Source organism: Pseudideonella sakaiensis, assembly GCF_048320135.1.
Lineage (GTDB): Bacteria > Pseudomonadota > Gammaproteobacteria > Burkholderiales > Burkholderiaceae_C > Ideonella_A > Ideonella_A sakaiensis_A.
In genome coordinates this window covers 3,217,306-3,235,034 of the sequence record NZ_CP182947.1, presented here as the reverse complement: position 1 = coordinate 3,235,034, position 17,729 = coordinate 3,217,306, and the positions used below count along the sequence as shown (strand labels likewise).

Genomic DNA, 17,729 nt, shown 5'->3' with positions numbered 1-17,729 from the left:
AACATGCCGACCAAAATGCAAGCGCCGTGCCAGCCAACGGCCCCGACCGGCGAGCATCAGCGCGGCGGATAGGCCTCCATCGGCCGCGAATTCGGTTCGGCCCAGGCGGCCCGGGTCGACTCGCTCGGCGGCAAGCCGACGGTGGTTCGGCCCGGCGGAATCGGCTGCATGAACCATTTGTCCCAGAGCCTGGCGATTTCGCCGGATTTCATCAGTGCGCGGATGCTGTCGTCGACCGCCAACCTGAACGCGTCGTCGTCCTTGCGCAGCATGATCGCGATCGGTTCGACCGACAAGACCTCGCCGACGATGCGGTAATCGGCAGGGGATGGCCCCATCGAGATCATCCCGGCGAGCAACGCGCCATCCATCACGAAGGCGTCGGCACGCCCGGTTTCGAGCAGGCGGAAACTGTGCGCGTGATCCTTCCCGTAAACCGTCTCGAAGCTGATGCCCCGGGTGCGTTCGTTCTTGCGCACCGTCTGCACCGCGGTGGTTCCGGTCGTCGTGACGACCTTGCGGCCGGCCAGTTGACCGAATGAGCGGATGCCAGAATCCGCGCGCACCGCGAACCGCACCTCCTCGACGAAGGTGGTGACGGCAAATGCGACATCCCTCTGCCGGCTTGCCGTATTCGTCGTCGAACCGCATTCGATGTCGATGCTGCCGTTCTGCACCAGCGGAATGCGGTTCTGCGAGGTGACCGGCTGGTAGCGGATGTCGAGCCGCGCCATGCCGAGCTGCTGCTGGATATCGGCCAGCGCACGCTGGCAGATCTCGACGTGATAACCGCCGTAGCTGCCGTCGCCGAGCGCATAACTGAGCGGTCCGGACGATTCGCGCACGCCCATCGTGACGCTGCCGGTCAGCCGGATCTTGTCGAGCGTGCCGGCAGTGGCGGTCGGCAACAGCGTCACGGCAAACGCCGCCGCCAGCACGGCCTTCAGCAAGCACACGGGTCTCGGAGCGGGGATACGGCAGATCGTCATCGTTCGGCGATTATTCAACGCTGCAGCGTGGCCCAGCGACGATCGGGCAAATACCGAAGCAGCCGGCCGCTGGGTATCGCGGCCGATCGAAACGGCTGTGAACGATCAATAAACCACCACCGAGCGGATCGACTCGCCGCGCTTCATCAGCTCGAAGCCCTCGTTGATCTGCTCGAGCTTCAGCCGGTGCGTGATCAGTTCGTCGATCGCGATCTTCTTGTCCATGTACCAGTCGACGATTTTCGGCACGTCGGTGCGGCCGCGCGCGCCGCCGAAGGCCGATCCCTTCCAGACCCGGCCGGTGACGAGCTGGAACGGCCGGGTCGAGATCTCGGCGCCGGCTTCGGCTACGCCGATCACGATGCTCTGGCCCCAGCCCTTGTGGCAGCACTCGAGCGCCTGGCGCATCGTCGTCGTGTTGCCGATGCATTCGAAGCTGTAGTCGGCGCCGCCGTCGGTCAGCTGCACGATCGCATCGACGACATTCGGCACGTCTTTCGGATTGATGAAGTGCGTCATGCCGAAGCGCCTCGCCATCGCCTCGCGTTGCGGATTCAGGTCGATGCCGATGATCTTGTCGGCGCCAACCATCCGCGCGCCCTGGATCACGTTCAACCCGATGCCGCCGAGCCCGAAGACAACGACATTGGCGCCGGCCTCGACCTTTGCGGTGAAGATCACCGCGCCGACGCCGGTCGTCACGCCGCAGCCGATGTAGCAGACGGTATCGAAGGGTGCGTCCTTGCGGATTTTCGCCAGCGCGATCTCCGGCACGACGATGTAATTGGCAAAGGTGCTGGTGCCCATGTAGTGCAGCAGCGGTTTGCCGTCGAGCGAGAAACGGCTGCTGCCGTCGGGCATCAGGCCCTTGCCCTGGGTGCCGCGGATCAGCTGGCAGAGGTTGGTCTTGCGCGACAGGCAGAACTTGCACTGCCGGCATTCCGGGGTGTAGAGCGGGATGACGTGGTCGTCCTTCTTCAACGACGTCACGCCAGGCCCGACATCGACCACGACGCCGGCGCCCTCGTGGCCGAGGATCGCCGGAAACAGCCCCTCCGGATCGGCGCCGGACAGCGTGTACCAGTCGGTGTGGCAGATGCCGGTGGCCTTGACCTCGACCAGCACCTCGCCGGCCTTCGGGCCTTCGAGATCGACGGTCTCGATCGTCAGGGGTGAACCGGCCTTCCAGGCCACTGCTGCGCGTGTCTTCATCTCACTCCTTTCGCTATCCGTGGTCGATACGGCGGGAAAAACCAGATCCGATGATGCCGCAACCCGGCGACGGCGACGCACCGGCCGGCGAGCGTCACGCGCCGCCGCCGTCCGTGTCGTTCTTGCTCTGCTGCAGCCGCCACATCTGCGCATACCGCCCGTTCTGCGCCAGCAGTTCGCGATGGCTGCCGCGTTCGACGATGCGGCCGTGGTCGAGCACCAGGATCTCGTCGGCATCGACGACGGTCGACAACCGGTGGGCGATCACCAGCGTCGTCTTGTTGCGCGAGACGCCGCGCAGTTCGGCCTGGATCGCACGTTCATTGGCCGAGTCGAGCGCCGACGTCGCCTCGTCGAAGATCAGGATCGGCGGGTCCTTCAGCAACGTGCGGGCGATCGCGACACGCTGTTTTTCGCCGCCGGACAGCTTCAATCCGCGCTCGCCGACCATCGTGTCGTAGCCGCGCGGCGTGCGGGCGATGAATTCGTGGATGTGCGCGGCCTTCGCGGCCGCCTCGACCGCGGCCCGGTCGGCGCCGGGCCGGCCATAGGCGATGTTGTATTCGACGCTATCGTTGAACAGCACCGTATCCTGCGGCACGATGCCGATCGCCTCGCGCAGGCTGCGCTGAGTGACGTTGCGGATATCCTGGCCGCCGATCGTGATCGCGCCGCCGCTGACATCGTAGAAGCGGAACAGCAGCCGTGCCAGCGTGCTTTTGCCGGCGCCAGACGGGCCGACGACCGCGACGGTGCCGCCAGGCGGGATCTCGAAGCTGACGCCCTGCAGGATCTGCCGGTCCGGCTCATAGCCGAAATCGACATTGTCGAAACGCAGGCCGACCTCGCTGTGGCTGTGGCCGGGCGGATCGTCCGGATGTGGCGCGCCGATCCGCAACGGCTTCGCATCGGGCGAGTCGGCGACCTCGCGGTGCTCGGCGAGCAGTGTGAACATCTTTTCCATGTCGACCATCGACTGCTTCAGCTCGCGGTAGATCACGCCGAGGAAATTCAGCGGGATATACAGCTGGATCATCAGCGCATTGACCAGCACCAGATCGCCGAGCGTCATCGTGCCGTTGACGACACCGACGGTGGCACGCCAGACCAGCAGCGTGACGGCCACCGCGATAATCAGGCTCTGCCCGAGATTCAGGATCGACAGCGAGGTCTGCGACTTGACCGAGGCCTTCTCGAGCCCGCGCAGGTTGTCGTCGTAGCGGCCCTGCTCGAACGACTCGTTGCTGAAATATTTGACCGTCTCGTAGTTGATCAGCGCATCGACAGCCCGCGTATTCGCCTTCGAATCCTGCTCGTTCATCGCGCGCCGGAAGTGCGTGCGCCACTCGGTCACGCTGACCGTATAGAAGATGTAGAGCAGCAATGCAACGAAGGTGATCGCCGAGAACCAGATGTCGAATTTGGTCGCCAGCAGGATGATCACCAGGCTGATCTCGAACAGCGTCGGCGCGATGTGATAGATCGTGTAGTTCAGCAGCGACATGATCGACCGCGAGCCGCGTTCGATGTCGCGCGAGATGCCGCCGGTCTGCCGCGCGAGGTGGAAACGCAGGCTCAAAGCGAGCAGGTGTTCGAAGGCCTCGAGAGAAACCCGCCGGGCAATCCGCGCCGCCACCGGATAAAACAGAAATTCGCGCAGTTCGGTGAACAGCGTCACCGACACCCGCAATGCACCATAGGCCAGCAGCAGCGCCACCGGCACCGCCAGCGCGATGCGCGGATCACCCGGCTTCAGATCGAGCGCGTCGACCAGTTCCTTCAGCACCAGCGGCACGCCGATATTGGCGAGCTTGGCGGCAACCAGGCAGGCCAGTGCCACCGCGACCCGCCAGCGCCATTGCCAGACATAGGGCAGCAGCTTCTTCAGTGTCGACCAGTCGGAACGTGGCGCAGCGGCCGGCGATCCGGGGGCAGCAGGCGGGGCTGGCGGGGCGAGAGAGTGATGACGCATCGTGAGGGCCAAAACGGCCGCTGGTTGACGAAATTGCACCGCGGCCAGTGGCCACGGTGCCATGCAAGAATCGGCAAGCGACCTCAGACGGACCGAAGCCGATGAATGAAAAGACGACAGCACGGCCACAAGGCGGCGCCGAGCCACCCGGGCTCACCGCATTGCCGAATGACCGCGAACTGGTGATGCGGGTAATGCCGATGCCCGCCGACGCCAATCCGAACGGCGATATTTTCGGCGGTTGGATCATGGCCCAGGTCGACCTCGCCGGCGCGGTGCTGCCGATGCGGCTGGCCCGCGGCCGCATCGCGACGGTGGCGGTCAACCAGTTCATTTTCAAGCAACCGGTGTCGATCGGCGATCTGCTGAGTTTTTATGCCGTCATCGAGCGTGTCGGCCGCACCTCGGTGACGGTGCGGGTCGAGGTCTATGCCGAGCGCGATCCGGCCAATCCGCATGTCGTCAAGGTCACCGAGGCGAACCTGACTTACGTCGCGATCGACGCGCAGGGCCAGCCGCGGCAGATCGGGCCGGGCTGAGAGCCCGCGGGTGACATCGAGCCTCTGCTGACGATGCTGAAAAGCCTGCGTGTACCGGAGAAGCTGTTCGGCTTCGTGATGTGGCTGCTGTCGTTCGCCTTTGCCGGTTTTCTGATCGGGCTCGGCGGCAAGCTGGTGGCCGATCTGCCACGGCTGGAGACCCGGCTCGACATCGAGCAATATGCAAACCGCGAGGCGCTGTCCGAGACGCGCAGGGCGCTTCGGCAGTCGACGGTGCGGCAGCGCGAACTTGGCGAGCAGCGCGCGCAGGCCGAGCAGGCACTGACGACCGCCGGCAACAGCTACCAGTCGGCGCGCGCCGCCTACCAGAACTGGATCGCTACGCGCACCGCGACAACCGATCCGGCGCAGGACCCGGAAGTGATCCGGCGCACCCGCGAACTCGATGCGCTGAAGGCGAGCGAGCGCCGCGCCGAACAGGCGCTCGAAGCGATCGACCAGGCATTGCTCGATGTCTCGCAACGCAGCGCGCGCGAGCGCCGGCAGCAGGACAGCCTGCTCGACGCCGCACGCGCCGACTACAACGCGGCATTGTTCCGCCAGGAATTGCGCATCTTCGGATTGCGCCTCGCGCTGACGCTGCCGCTGCTGGTGATCGCCGGCTGGCTGGTCGCGAAGAAGCGCCACAGTGATTATTGGCCGCTGATGCGCGGTTTCGTGCTGTTTGCGCTGTTCGCCTTCTTCGTCGAACTCGTGCCCTATCTGCCGAGTTATGGCGGCTATGTGCGTTATGCGGTCGGCGTTGTGCTGACGATCATCGCCGGCCACTACGTCATCAAGGCGATGCGCCGCTACCTCGCGAAACGCCAGCAGGTCGAGGCGCAGACCGAAACCGAACGCCGCCAGGCACTCGGCTACGAGGATGCGCTGAAGAAGATGGCCGCCAATGTCTGCCCCGGCTGCGAACGCGCAATCCTCAATGCCACGCCGGGCGCCGATGTCGAGCCGTGCAATTTCTGCGTCCACTGCGGCATGAAGCTGTTCGACCGCTGCAGCAATTGCTCGACGCGGAAGAATGCGTTTTTCCACTACTGCCCGGCGTGCGGGAGCAGTGCCAGAGGGGCGGCCACGGCATCAGATCACGGCCTCGCAGTGCGATCCTGAGATCTCAAGCAATGGCGCGAGTTGCTGCCGCGGGCCAACCGGCGCGCTCCCCCGCGATCAATCGACAAAAAAGTCCGGGATGAACTGCTTGGTCCCTGGCGTCACGCTGTATTGATCCAGATCGGTCACGCCGCGCTCGCCCAGCAGCGTGTCGTCGATGAAGAAATTGCCGGTCGTCGTCGTCGCGTCGCTGGTCAGGATCAGGTATGCGGCATCGGCAAGGATTTCCGGCTTGCGGCAACGGGCGATGTCGACGCCGGGGATCATCTGCAACGCCGCGGTGGCAATCGCGGTGCGCGGCCACAGGCTGTTGACGGCGATGCCGTGCGGCTTGAATTCGGCTGCGTGGCCGAGCGTGCATTCGCTCATGCCGTATTTGGCCATCGTGTACGCGACATGGTTCTGGAACCAGTGCGGCTTCATCGACAGCGGCGGCGACATCGTCAGCACATGCGGATTGCGGCCCGCCTTGGCTGACGCGATCAGCTGCGGCAGGCAGGCCTGCGTGCACAGATAGGTGCCGCGCACATTGACGCCGAACATCAGGTCGAAACGCTTCATCGGCGTATCCGGCGTCGACGTCAGGCTGATCGCGCTGGCGTTGTTGACCAGGATGTCGATGCCGCCGAAGGCCTGCACCGCCTGCTCGACGGCGGCCAGCACACTGGCCTCGTCGCGGATATCGGTCTGCACCGCCAGCGCCTTGCCGCCGGCGGCCTCGATCTCGGCCGCCGCGGTGTGGATCGTGCCGGGCAGTTTCGGGTTCGCCTCGGTCGTTTTTGCCGCGATCACGATGTTCGCGCCATCGCGCGCGGCGCGCTTCGCGATCGCCAGGCCGATGCCACGCGAGGCGCCGGTGATGAAAAGGGTCTTGCCGTTCAGGTTCATCGCATCGCCTCCATTGCCTCGACCTGCCTGCCCTGGATCACCGGTCGGTCACGAGAACTGCGAAAAATCGGGCTTGCGCTTCTGGAAGAAGGCCTGGAAGGCTTCCTTCGCTTCCGGGCTCTGCAGCCGCTTGCCGAAAACCGCACCTTCGGCAGCGACGGTTTCCAGCACCTGTTCTCCGACGCCACGGCGCAGCAGCTTCTTGCTTTCGCGCACCGCACCCGGCGGCAAGGCATTGAACCGCTCAGCGATGCGGCGCGCATGGTTGGCGACCTCATTGGCCGGCAGCACCGCATTGGCAAGACCACAATCGACCGCGTCGGCACCGGTGAAGGGATCGCCGAGCAGCAGCTTTTCGCTCGCTCGCGCACGGCCCATCAGCGCCGGGATCAGCAGGCTCGAACCGAACTCGGGCACCAGCCCGAGGCTGACAAACGGCAGCGCCAGCCGTGCCTCGTCGGAGACATAGACAAAATCGCAGTGCAGCAGCATCGTCGTGCCAATGCCGATCGCCGCGCCGGTCACGGCCGCGACCACCGGCTTGTCGCAGCCGATCAGCGCGTGCATGAAGCCGAAGATCGGCGAGCCGCTGCTGTCGCTGCCCATGTGCGGCGGCCGCGCCATGAAATCCTCGAGGTCGTTGCCCGACGTGAAGATGCCGGGCTGCCCGGTGATCAGCACCGCACGCACCTTGTCGTCGGTCTGCGCCGATCGCAATGCCTCGGCCATCGCCTCGTACATCGCCATCGTCAGCGCATTCTTTTTCTCCGGCCGCGCAATCTCGATCGTCGCAACGCCGTTCAGGAAGTGGGTCTTGATGCTCATCGGGGTCTCCGCAATTCAATCGAATCAGTTGCTCGGCGATCAAGCAGCCGCCACGAATCCGGCTCTGCCGGGCCGTTGGCGGCGCCCCCTTGAGGGGGAGCGCCGTCAGGCGCAACGGGGGTGGGTCAAACAGCCTCGAAGATCCCCGCCGCCCCCTGCCCGGTGCCGATGCACATCGTCACCATGCCGTACTTCAGTTGGTGCCGGCGCATCGCATGGATCGTCGTCGCGGCGCGGATCGCGCCGGTCGCGCCGAGCGGGTGGCCGAGCGCAATCGCACCGCCCATCGGATTGACCTTGCTCTTGTCCATGCCGAGCGTCTCGATCACCGCCAGCGACTGCGCGGCAAAGGCTTCGTTCAGTTCGATCCAGCCCATGTCGTCGAGCTTCAACCCGGCATAACGCAGTGCGGCCGGAATCGCCTCGATCGGGCCGATGCCCATGATCTCCGGCGGCACGCCGCGGCTGGCAAAACTGACGAAGCGCGCCAGTGGCTGCAGGTTGAACTGCTTGACGGCTTTCTCGCTGGCCAGGATCAGCGCACCGGCGCCATCGCTGGTCTGCGAGCTGTTGCCGGCGGTGACGCTGCCCATGCCACTCGCCTTGCCGGACGGATCCTTCGGCGCCGCGAAGACCGGACGCAGCTTGGCCAGCCCTTCGAGCGAGGTGTCGGGGCGGGGGCCTTCGTCGAGGTCGACGGTGCGTTTCTTCGTGACGACTTCGCCGCTGCCGAGATCGGGCTGGCGCGAGACGACCTCGATCGGCGTCATCTCGTCGGCAAATTCACCGGCCTGCTGCGCCTTCAACGCGCGCTGGTGCGACTCGAGCGCAAATGCATCCTGCGCCTCGCGCGAGACCTTCCATTGCTGCGCTACCTTCTCGGCGGTGATGCCCATGCCGTAGGCGATGCCGATGTTCTCGTCGCGGGCAAAAACTTCCGGGTTGAACGACGGCTTGTTGCCACCCATCGGCACCAGGCTCATCGACTCGGCACCGCCGGCGATCATCACGTCGGCCTCGCCGATGCGGATGCGATCGGCGGCAATCTGGATCGCCGACAGGCCGGATGCGCAAAAGCGGTTGACCGTGATGCCGCCGACAGAATGCGGCAGGCCGGCGAGCGCTGCCGTCACCCGCGCCATGTTCATGCCTTGCTCGGCTTCCGGAAACGAGCAGCCGATCACCGCATCCTCGATCGCCTTCGGATCGAGCGATGGCACCTGGCTGAGCGCATGGCGGATCGCCGCGATCAGCAGGTCGTCGGGCCTTGTGGCGCGGAAATAACCCCGACCCGACTTGCCGATCGGCGTGCGCGTCGCGGCAACGATGTAGGCGTCCTGAACTTGTTTACTCATGTTCTGTCCTTGAAAGTGGAAATCCCGTGTCAGAGTTCGGGATCGATGCGTTGGACCCTCTCTCCCGCTGGCGGGAGAGGGCTGGGGTGAGGGTGGGCGCATTCGCCAAGCCGCGCCAGAATCGCTGCCAGCACAGCCTGCGTCTGCTTGAGCGCCTCCCGGTCGGTAAAGCGAACCACGGCGAAACCCAATTGATTGATCAGGCTCGTGCGCTGCCGATCTGCCTCGGCCGCACCGGACTCGAAGTGCTGGCCACCATCGAGTTCAACCACCAGCCGCCCTTCGATACAAACAAAATCCGCAAAAAATGGCCCGACCGGGTGTTGGCGGCGGAACTTGAAGCCGCCCAGCCGACGATCACGCAGATGGAACCAGAGAATCCGCTCTGCGTCAGTGGAGTGGGAGCGCAAGGCTCGGGCCCTCACCCTGACCCTCTCCCGCAAGCGGGAGAGGGGACCCATGTCACTGCGCTGAGTCATTGCTGCCATCTGCCGCTCGTGGTGGTCAATTCCTCACAGGCTTGCCCGTCTGCAGCATCCCCATGATCCGTTCCTGGCTCTTCGGGTTGTCGAGCAGCGAACAGAAGCGCTGGCGCTCCATCGCCATCAGGTAGTCCTCGTTGACCATCGCACCGGCATCAACATCGCCGCCGCACACCACTTCGGCGATCAATGTGGCGATGTGGAAGTCGTGTGCGCTGATGAAGGCACCGTCCCGCATGTTGACGAGTTGCGCCTTGATCGTCGCGATCGCGCTGCGGCCGGCGGCCGGGAACAGTGCGCGCGGCGGCGGACGGTAACCGCTTGCCGCCATCGCCTTCGCCTGCTGCAGCGCGACATGCAGCAATTCGTCCTTGTGCGGCACGATGATGTCGCTGGCCAGCAGATAACCAAGCTTGAGGCTTTCCAGCGCACTGGTGCCGACCTTCGCCATCGCGGCGCTGGTGAAGCCGTCGATGAGGAATTTCTGCAGGTCGCCGACCGCGGTCGGGTTGTTGCCGGCAGACGCCATCTCGGCGGCACGCCGCGCGATGTAGGTCAGGCCGCCGCCACCCGGCAGCAGGCCGACGCCGACCTCGACCAGCCCCATGTAGCTTTCCATCGCGGCGACACGGCGCGCCGAATAGACGGCGAGCTCGCAGCCACCGCCGAGCGCCATGCCGCGGATCGCGGAGATCACCGGCACCTGGGCGTAGCGGATGCGCAGCATCGCGTCCTGCAGCTTCTTCTCTTCCGGCGCGATGCCTTTTGCACCGCTCTTCATGAAGACCGGCATCAGCGCCTCGAGATTCGCGCCGGCCGAGAAGACATCGTCGGGCGACCAGATCACCAGCGCCTGGTAACTCTCCTCGGCCAGTTCGACCGCCTTCAGCAGGCCTTCGGTGACGGTCGGGCTGATCAGGTGCAGCTTCGCGGTGATGCTGGCGATCAGCACCTCGCCGTCGAGCGTCCAGACGCGCACTTCCTCATTGCGGAATACCTCGGTGCCCGCTTCCAGCGGTGCGACCGCGCCGGCGCCGAACACCGATTCGCGGAAATGCTGGCGCTGGTAGACCGGCAAGGTGCTCGGTGCGACAAAGCGCGCATGCGCCGGGCTCCACGAGCCGTCCGGCTGGTGCACGCCGCCGAGCCGGGCGACCGGCCCCTCGAACACCCAGCCAGGAAGCGGCGCCTTGCTCAGCGCCTTGCCTTCATCGATATCGGCCTTCACCCACTCTGCCACCTGCAGCCAGCCAGCCTGTTGCCAGAGTTCGAACGGACCCTGCTTCATGCCGAAGCCCCAGCGCATCGCAAAGTCGACTTCGCGCGCGCTCTCGGCGATTTCGCCGAGATGGACCGCGCTGTAATGGAAGCTGTCGCGCAGGATCGCCCACAGGAACTGCGCCTGCGGGTTGCTCGATTCGCGCAGCAGCTTCAGCCGCTCGGCCGGCGGCTTCTTCAGCATCCGCGCGACGATCTCGTCGGCCTTGCCGCCGCCGGGCACGTAGTCCTTTTTCGCCGGATCGAGGCGCAGGATGTCCTTGCCGACCTTCTTGTAGAAACCGGCGCCGGTTTTCTGGCCGAGCGCGCCCTGCTCGATCAGCGAGGTCACGACCGCCGGTGTCTGGTAGGTGTGGAAAAACGGATCGTCGCCGAGGTTGTCCTGCAGCGTCTTGATCACGTGGGCCATCGTGTCGAGGCCCACCACATCGGCGGTGCGGAAGGTGCCGCTGCTGGCACGGCCGAGTTTCTTGCCGGTCAGGTCGTCGACGACGTCGTAGCTGAGGCCGTATTTCTCGGCCTCGATGATCGTCGCCAGCATGCCGGCGATGCCGACCCGGTTGGCGATGAAATTCGGCGTGTCCTTCGCGCGTACGACGCCCTTGCCGAGCGCGGTGGTGACGAATACTTCGAGCTGGTCGAGGATGTCGGCTTCGGTCTGCGGCGCCGGAATCAGTTCGACCAGCGACATGTAGCGCGGCGGATTGAAGAAGTGGATGCCGCAGAAACGCGGCTTGATCTCGTCGGGCAATACCTCGGACAACATGCCGATCGACAGCCCGGAGGTATTGCTGGCGACGATCGCATGCGGAGCGACGAACGGCGCGATCTTCGTATACAGATCGAGCTTCCAGTCCATCCGCTCGGCGATCGCCTCGATGATCAGGTCGCAGTCGCGCAGCCGCTCGCTGTGCTCTTCGTAATTCGCCTGTTCGATCAATGCGGCATCGTCGGGATTGCCGAGCGGGGCGGGTTTCAGCTTCTTCAGGTTGGCAACCGCACGCGCGACGATGCCGTTTTTCGGCCCTTCCTTGGCCGGCAGGTCGAACAGGATCACCGGCACCTTCACGTTGACCAGATGGGCGGCGATCTGCGCGCCCATCACGCCCGCTCCGAGGACGGCAACCTTTCTGACGGGAAATCGATTCATGCTTTCTCCTTTGCTGCTCGTCACTCTACGCGGACCCAGGTCTGCGTCCGGCCGAGCAGCGGCATGCCGATGTAGCCGCGCACTTCCATCTTCTTGCCGCCTTCGATCGGGCTCATGCGCACCTTGTAGACCTTGCCGTTGTTCGGATCGAGGATCTCGCCACCATCCCACATCGACTTGTCGTCGGCGTTCTGCTTGACGCCATTGACGATCATCATGCCGAGCACCGGCTGGTCCTTGCGGGCGTCGGTGCACTTGTCGCACTTCGCATCCTGCTTGTTGGTCAGGATCTTCTCGACCTTGCCGGTCAACACGCCACCGTTTTCAGTGACCCTGATCAGCGATTTTTCCTGCTTGGTTTCATCGTCGATGGTTTTCCACAAACCGACCGGTGTCGCCTGCGCCCACGCGCCGGCAGCAAAAAACAGGGCGGCGGTGGCGATCAACAGCTTTTTCATCAGTGTCTCCTTCAGGGGTTGGAAGAAAGGAACGGGATCCGACCGGTTTCAGAACAGCGCTGCGTCGAGTTCCATCATCGGTTTTGCGCCGGCCCGGGCACTGCGGATCAGGCCGGCTGTCTCGGGCAGCAGCTTCGCGAAATAGAAACGTGCGGTCGCCAGCTTGGCAATATAGAAGCTGTCGCCGCTCGACTGCTTCTCCAGCGCGACCTTCGCCATCCGGGCCCAGAAATAGGCAAATACGAGGTGACCGCAGACGCGCAGGTAGTCGACCGCCGCGGCGCCAACCTCGTCTGCATTGCCCATCGCCTTCATCCCGAGTTCGGTCGTCAGCTTGGTGACCTTGTCGCCGAGGTCGGCAAGCGGGTTGACGAATTCCTGCATCGCCTCGTTGGTGCCCTCTTCGTCGATGAAGGCCGCGATCTTCTTGCCGAACCGCTTCAGCCGCGCGCCGTTGTCGCCCAGCACCTTTCGACCGAGCAGGTCGAGCGACTGGATCGTATTGGTGCCCTCGTAGATCATGTTGATTCTCGAGTCGCGGACATACTGCTCCATGCCCCATTCGGCGATATAGCCGTGGCCGCCGAAAACCTGCAGGCAATTCGAGGTGGCGATCCAGCCATTGTCGGTCAGGAAGGCCTTGACGATCGGCGTCAGCAGTTCGACCTCGCCGGCGGCCTGTTCGCGCACCGCCTCGTCCGGGTGGTTCAGTTGCTGGTCGAGCAGCGATGCGATGTGGATCGCCAATGCCCGGCCACCTTCGCCATAGGCGCGCGCGGTCAGCAGCATCTTGCGCACATCGGGATGGACGATGATCGGATCGGCCGGCTGTGACTGTGACTTCGCACCCGACAGGCTGCGCATCTGCAAGCGGTCCTTCGCATAGGCGGCGGCATTCTGATAGGCCACTTCGGTCAGGCCGAGCGACTGGTTGCCGACACCGAGCCGTGCCGCATTCATCATCACGAACATCGCCGCCAGGCCGCGATTGGGCTCGCCGACCAGGCTGCCGACGGCGCCGTCGAGATTGAGCTGGCAGGTCGCATTGCCGTGGATGCCCATCTTGTGCTCGAGCGCACCGCAGGTGATCGGATTGCGCTCGCCGAGCGATCCGTCCGCATTGACGAGAAATTTCGGCACGACGAACAGCGAGATGCCCTTGCTGCCTTGCGGCGCATCGGGCAGACGTGCCAGCACCAGATGGATGATGTTTTCGGCAAGGTCGTGTTCGCCGGCGGAGATGAAGATCTTCGCGCCGGTCAGCTTGTAGCTGCCGTCGGCCTGCGGTTCTGCCTTGGTACGCAGCAGGCCGAGGTCGGTTCCGCAATGCGCTTCGGTCAGGCACATCGTGCCGGTCCATTGGCCGCTGGTCAGCTTTGGCAGATAGGTCGATTGCTGCTCGGGCGTGCCGTGCGCATGCAGGCACTCGTAGGCACCGTGCGACAGCCCCGGGTACATCGTCCAGGCCTGGTTGGCGCTGTTCAGCATCTCGTACAGGCACTGGTTGACCACCAGCGGCAGGCCCTGGCCGCCGTATTTCGGGTCGCAGCTCAGTGCCGGCCAGCCGCCCTGGACATATTGTGCATAGGCCTGCTTGAAGCCCTTCGGCGCGGTCACTTCGTGGCTTGCCGGATCGAGCTTGCAGCCCTCGGCATCACCCGACTGGTTCAGCGGGAAAATGACATTGGCGGCAAATTTGCCGGCCTCCTCGAGCACCGCGTTGATGGTGTCGGCATCGACGTCCGCATGGGCCGGCAATTGCTGCAGAGCCTGGCCGACCTCGAGCACTTCGTGCATCACGAACTGCATGTCGCGCAGCGGTGGGGTGTAGTGGGGCATGCTTACTCCTGATGGTTCTGGTGAATCAATTTCGTCGTCGATCGGATTGGCCGACCGAGCGTCATCTGGTCGACGCCACGGCGCGGCGGCCGGCGTCGGTGATCTGGCTGTTGATGATCCGGTCGAAGGCCTTGCCGGCGCGATCGATCGCATTCGGGTCGCGCAGAAAGCGCGCATCGTGGTGCAGCGCGAGGATCAGGCCGTGGATCTCGAACAGCAGCTGCGCCGGCTCGGTATCGGCGCGCAGATGCCCTTCGTAGACCGCCAGCCGGATCGCGCGCTCAAGCGCGTCCTGCCAGGCCTGCACCATCGCTGCCAACGCATCGCGCACCGGACCCGGCCGGTCATCGAATTCGACCGCACCGCTGATGTAGATGCAGCCGGAATCGAGCTCGACCGTGACCCGCCGCACCCAGCGCTCGAACAGAGCGAGCAGCCGCGGCAAACCACGCGCCTCCTTCAAGGCCGGGTAGAACACCTCTTCCTCGAATTTCGCGTGGTATTCGCGGATCACCGAGATCTGCAGTTCCTCGCGCGACCCGAAATGGGCAAACACGCCGGACTTGCTCATGCCCATCACTTCGGCCAGCGCGCCGATCGACAGGCCCTCGAGCCCGATGTGCGACGACAGCCCGAGCGCTGCTTCCAGAATCGCGCTGCGCGTCTGTTGACCTTTTTGCAGGCTGCGCGCATTGGCGGCCGGCGAGCGGTGCAGGGTTTCGGACATCGAGGTTGGTGGTGGTGGTGGTGGTGGTTCGGGCTGAAAACGAACGGTCGTTCTATTTTGCCCAGTTTGAGCCACAGTCAAGCTGATCAGTGCCGTGCTCAAACCGGCTTTTTCTAGTACCCGCTGCCTAGATCAGCAGCGTTTCGCGGGCAAACCCTAGGTTTTCGCGCCGGGCCTGGATTCGGAACGGAGATGCCGCGTTTGCCAAATAGTGGCTATTGAGTGCGGCATGCGGATTGCATTACTCTACGGGTTGGCTAGCGGAGTTTTCATGGAAGTGCTTCAACTCGATGTCTCGGGTCGACCTCAATCGTGGATTTCGGCCAGGGAAGCAGCAATCATCTACGCCTGCGACGGCATCGCCTGGACGCTCGGGCCGGCCTTCTATGTGCTGCGCGGCGGGATGCAGCGTGTCAGCGGCTTGCAGTCGCGCATCGAGGTGCACCCGATCATCGCGGTGCGGGGTGTGGTGCCGAGCCGCGCCTGGCGGCAGGCCCCTGCACTGACCAACGCCAAACTGTTTGCCCGCGACCGCCTCGTCTGCGCCTATTGCGGCGGCCATTTCCATGCCGACGACCTGACCCGCGAACACATCGTGCCGACTTCGCGCGGTGGCGCCGACACCTGGATGAACTGCATCACCGCCTGCCGTGCCTGCAACGGCCGCAAGGGCAACCGGATGCCTGAAGAAGCGCACATGACGCTTTTGTACCTGCCCTACGTGCCGAGCTTGCACGAGGACATGATCCTGCGCGGCCGGCGCATCCTGTCCGACCAGATGGAATTTCTGCTCGCCAGCGTGCCGCGCAGCAGCCGCCTTCACGCCTGAGCGCGCGGGCGCCAGCGGCCGCGCCGAGCGCCGTTCCATGTCGTTTGACACGCAAAGTCACGTCAAGTCGACTGCATGGATTTGGATTCAGGTTCATCATTCCGGTTTTGATGCGGGCTGCTCCGCGCCCTGGCAAGACAAGGAAAACCGATGATTCCTCACCTGAAACGACTGCTGGCCGTTGCGATGGTCGCAAGCCTCGCCGCCTGTGCAACCTCGAATCCCGATGTCATCAGCCGCCATGATGCGCAGCGCATGTCGGTGGTGCAGGACGCGACGGTGCTGTCGATCAGGCCGGTTGTCGTCGATGGCAGCCAGAGCGGCCTCGGCGGCGCGGCCGGCGGCGTGGTCGGCGGGATCGCCGGTTCATCGGTCGGCGGCCACCGCGAAAGTGCCATCGTCGGTGTGCTCGGCGCGGTCGCCGGCGCGGTGCTCGGCAACGCGATCGAACGCAACACGACCCGCGAACAGGCGATTGAGGTGCTGGTGCAATTGCGCAATGGCGAGCGGCGAGCGATCGTGCAGGCGGTCGGCAACGAGCGGCTGATGGTCGGCGACCCGGTCGTCATCGTCACCACCGGCGGCAAGGCCAGGGTCACCCGGGCTCCGGGAAGCCGCGGCTGACGACAGCAGCATTCGATTCATCGGCGAACCGACCCGGACTCAGACCCCGGTTCGCTGCAGCGGCCCGCTTGCCGCTGACGGTGGCATTCCTGCCTTGTGCACAATCGCGGTTTTGCCGCCCTCCGTCCCGATCTTGATCCGCCTGCACCGCCGGCACCTGCTGCCGCTGCCCGCCTGACCATGCGGGTCGTCATCACAACGGTCGGCAGCCACGGCGACATCCACCCGTTCCTTGCGATCGGCCGCGCATTGCACCAGCGCGGCCATCTGGTGACGATGATCTGCAACAACGAGTTTGCAGCGCTGGCCGAACGTTCCGGCCTGGCGTTTGCGTCGGCCGGAGCCGGCGTCAGCCTCGACGCGGCGATGGCCAACCCGATGTTGTGGCATCCGATCAAGGGGCTTGGCGTCTTCTGGCGCTCGATGCTCGCGCCAGCCATCGCGCCGACCTTCCGCCACATCGAGCGAATCGCCGCCGCCGGCCCGTGCATCGTGATCGCCCCGCCGCAGATGTTCGGCGCGCGGCTCGCCCGCGACTTGCCCGGCGTGCGCCTGATCTCGGCAATCACCGCGCCGGCGGTGCTGCGCAGCGACGGTGCGCCACTGACGATGGCGCATTGGCGGCTGCCGCCGGGCACGCCGCGCTGGCTGGTCCGCGGCGCCTGGCGGGCGCTCGACAAACACAAGCTGCATCCGATGGCCGGCCGCACGCTGCAGCGCGAGGCGCAGGCGCTCGGCGCTGCGGTGCCGCCGGTCGACGTCAGCCTGTTCGGCGAATGGATGTTTTCGCCCGACGCGATCGTGACGCTGTTTCCGGAATGGTTCGCGCCGCGCCGTCCCGGCTGGCCGGCGGCACTGACATTCGGCGACTTCCCGCTGTTCGACGACGGGACTGCGGACGCCGGCGCCGCGCGCCTGCCCGATGCGGTGTCGCACTTTCTGCAGCGTGGCGAAGCGCCGCTTGTCTTCATGCCGGGCAGCGCAATGCGCCATGCCCGCCCGTTTTTTGATGTGGCGGTGAAAGCCTGCGCAGCCAGCGGGCAGCGGGCCATCCTGCTGACGCCGGACCGGACCCAGTTGCCGGCTGAGCTGCCGGAGCATGTGCTGCACCACGACTATCTGCCGTTTGCCGAGCTGCTGCCAAAGACCCGGGCCCTGGTCCACCATGGCGGCATCGGCAGCTGCGCACAGGCCATGCGCGCCGGCATTGCGCAGCTGGTGATGCCGATGGCCTACGACCAGTTCGACAATGCGGAGAACCTGCGCCGGCTCGGCGTCGGCCACGTGCTGCGCCCGCGCAAGTTCGACGTCCGTCGATTGAGTGCAGCCTTGTCGGCACTGCGGCAGACGCCCGCCGACAGCCTGCAGCGCTGCCGCGAACGGCTGCGCGAACCCGGCCTTGCCGGCTTGTGCACGCAGATCGAAGCGCTGGCTTGA

The 17,729-nt window shown here is 65.1% G+C and carries 16 protein-coding genes; 5 read left to right on the top strand and 11 right to left on the bottom strand.

Going from position 1 to position 17,729, the window contains the following annotated elements; translation table 11 throughout:
• Positions 1-56: 56 nt before the first annotated feature.
• The 3 genes from ACNH6H_RS14635 to ACNH6H_RS14625 all read right to left on the bottom strand — a co-directional run bounded on the left by ACNH6H_RS14635 (position 57) and on the right by ACNH6H_RS14625 (position 4,173).
• Positions 57-989: an amino acid ABC transporter substrate-binding protein gene (locus ACNH6H_RS14635; RefSeq protein WP_418318655.1), complete on the bottom strand. Its 933-nt coding sequence runs from the start codon at positions 987-989 to the stop codon at positions 57-59.
• Between the two features lie 105 nt (positions 990-1,094).
• On the bottom strand, positions 1,095-2,201 hold the full coding sequence (locus tag ACNH6H_RS14630; RefSeq protein WP_418318653.1) for an S-(hydroxymethyl)glutathione dehydrogenase/class III alcohol dehydrogenase: 1,107 nt from the start codon (positions 2,199-2,201) through the stop codon (positions 1,095-1,097).
• 94 nt (positions 2,202-2,295) lie between these two features.
• A complete protein-coding gene (locus ACNH6H_RS14625) occupies positions 2,296-4,173 on the bottom strand; it encodes an ABCB family ABC transporter ATP-binding protein/permease (RefSeq protein WP_418318652.1) in 1,878 nt (625 codons plus the stop codon).
• Between the two features lie 101 nt (positions 4,174-4,274).
• On the opposite strand from ACNH6H_RS14625, the gene ACNH6H_RS14620 reads away from it, so the two are divergent.
• Together ACNH6H_RS14620 and ACNH6H_RS14615 are read left to right on the top strand one after the other, a co-directional pair.
• Positions 4,275-4,712 carry an acyl-CoA thioesterase gene (locus ACNH6H_RS14620; RefSeq protein WP_418318650.1) on the top strand — a complete coding sequence of 146 codons (438 nt, stop codon included), beginning with the start codon at positions 4,275-4,277 and terminating at the stop codon, positions 4,710-4,712.
• Between the two features lie 33 nt (positions 4,713-4,745).
• Positions 4,746-5,837 (top strand): serine endopeptidase, encoded by a 1,092-nt coding sequence (locus tag ACNH6H_RS14615; RefSeq protein ID WP_418318648.1) that lies wholly within the window; start codon positions 4,746-4,748, stop codon positions 5,835-5,837.
• Positions 5,838-5,894: 57 nt separating this feature from the next.
• On the opposite strand, the gene ACNH6H_RS14610 is transcribed toward ACNH6H_RS14615, so the two are convergent.
• The 8 genes from ACNH6H_RS14610 to ACNH6H_RS14575 all read right to left on the bottom strand — a co-directional run bounded on the left by ACNH6H_RS14610 (position 5,895) and on the right by ACNH6H_RS14575 (position 14,839).
• Positions 5,895-6,725 (bottom strand): SDR family oxidoreductase, encoded by an 831-nt coding sequence (locus ACNH6H_RS14610; protein ID WP_418318646.1) that lies wholly within the window; start codon positions 6,723-6,725, stop codon positions 5,895-5,897.
• Positions 6,726-6,773: 48 nt separating this feature from the next.
• A complete protein-coding gene (locus ACNH6H_RS14605; RefSeq protein ID WP_418318644.1) occupies positions 6,774-7,550 on the bottom strand; it encodes an enoyl-CoA hydratase in 777 nt (258 codons plus the stop codon).
• Between the two features lie 125 nt (positions 7,551-7,675).
• Complete coding sequence (locus ACNH6H_RS14600) at positions 7,676-8,905, bottom strand: acetyl-CoA C-acyltransferase (protein WP_418318643.1); 1,230 nt, start codon at positions 8,903-8,905, stop codon at positions 7,676-7,678.
• Positions 8,906-8,934: 29 nt separating this feature from the next.
• Entirely contained in the window at positions 8,935-9,366 is a 432-nt protein-coding gene (locus ACNH6H_RS14595; protein WP_418321332.1) for an endonuclease domain-containing protein, read from the bottom strand.
• 43 nt (positions 9,367-9,409) lie between these two features.
• Positions 9,410-11,815, bottom strand: a complete 2,406-nt coding sequence (locus ACNH6H_RS14590; RefSeq protein ID WP_418318642.1) for a 3-hydroxyacyl-CoA dehydrogenase/enoyl-CoA hydratase family protein — start codon at positions 11,813-11,815, stop codon at positions 9,410-9,412.
• A 20-nt stretch (positions 11,816-11,835) separates the two neighbouring features.
• A complete protein-coding gene (locus ACNH6H_RS14585; RefSeq protein ID WP_418318641.1) occupies positions 11,836-12,273 on the bottom strand; it encodes a DUF2147 domain-containing protein in 438 nt (145 codons plus the stop codon).
• A 48-nt stretch (positions 12,274-12,321) separates the two neighbouring features.
• Entirely contained in the window at positions 12,322-14,112 is a 1,791-nt protein-coding gene (locus tag ACNH6H_RS14580; RefSeq protein WP_418318640.1) for an acyl-CoA dehydrogenase C-terminal domain-containing protein, read from the bottom strand.
• A 61-nt stretch (positions 14,113-14,173) separates the two neighbouring features.
• On the bottom strand, positions 14,174-14,839 hold the full coding sequence (locus ACNH6H_RS14575; protein ID WP_418318639.1) for a TetR/AcrR family transcriptional regulator: 666 nt from the start codon (positions 14,837-14,839) through the stop codon (positions 14,174-14,176).
• A gap of 271 nt (positions 14,840-15,110) precedes the next feature.
• On the opposite strand from ACNH6H_RS14575, the gene ACNH6H_RS14570 reads away from it, so the two are divergent.
• From ACNH6H_RS14570 to ACNH6H_RS14560, 3 genes are all read left to right on the top strand, one after another.
• On the top strand, positions 15,111-15,668 hold the full coding sequence (locus tag ACNH6H_RS14570; RefSeq protein ID WP_418318638.1) for an HNH endonuclease: 558 nt from the start codon (positions 15,111-15,113) through the stop codon (positions 15,666-15,668).
• 150 nt (positions 15,669-15,818) lie between these two features.
• On the top strand, positions 15,819-16,292 hold the full coding sequence (locus ACNH6H_RS14565) for a glycine zipper 2TM domain-containing protein (protein ID WP_418318637.1): 474 nt from the start codon (positions 15,819-15,821) through the stop codon (positions 16,290-16,292).
• A 180-nt stretch (positions 16,293-16,472) separates the two neighbouring features.
• Entirely contained in the window at positions 16,473-17,729 is a 1,257-nt protein-coding gene (locus ACNH6H_RS14560; RefSeq protein WP_418318636.1) for a glycosyltransferase, read from the top strand.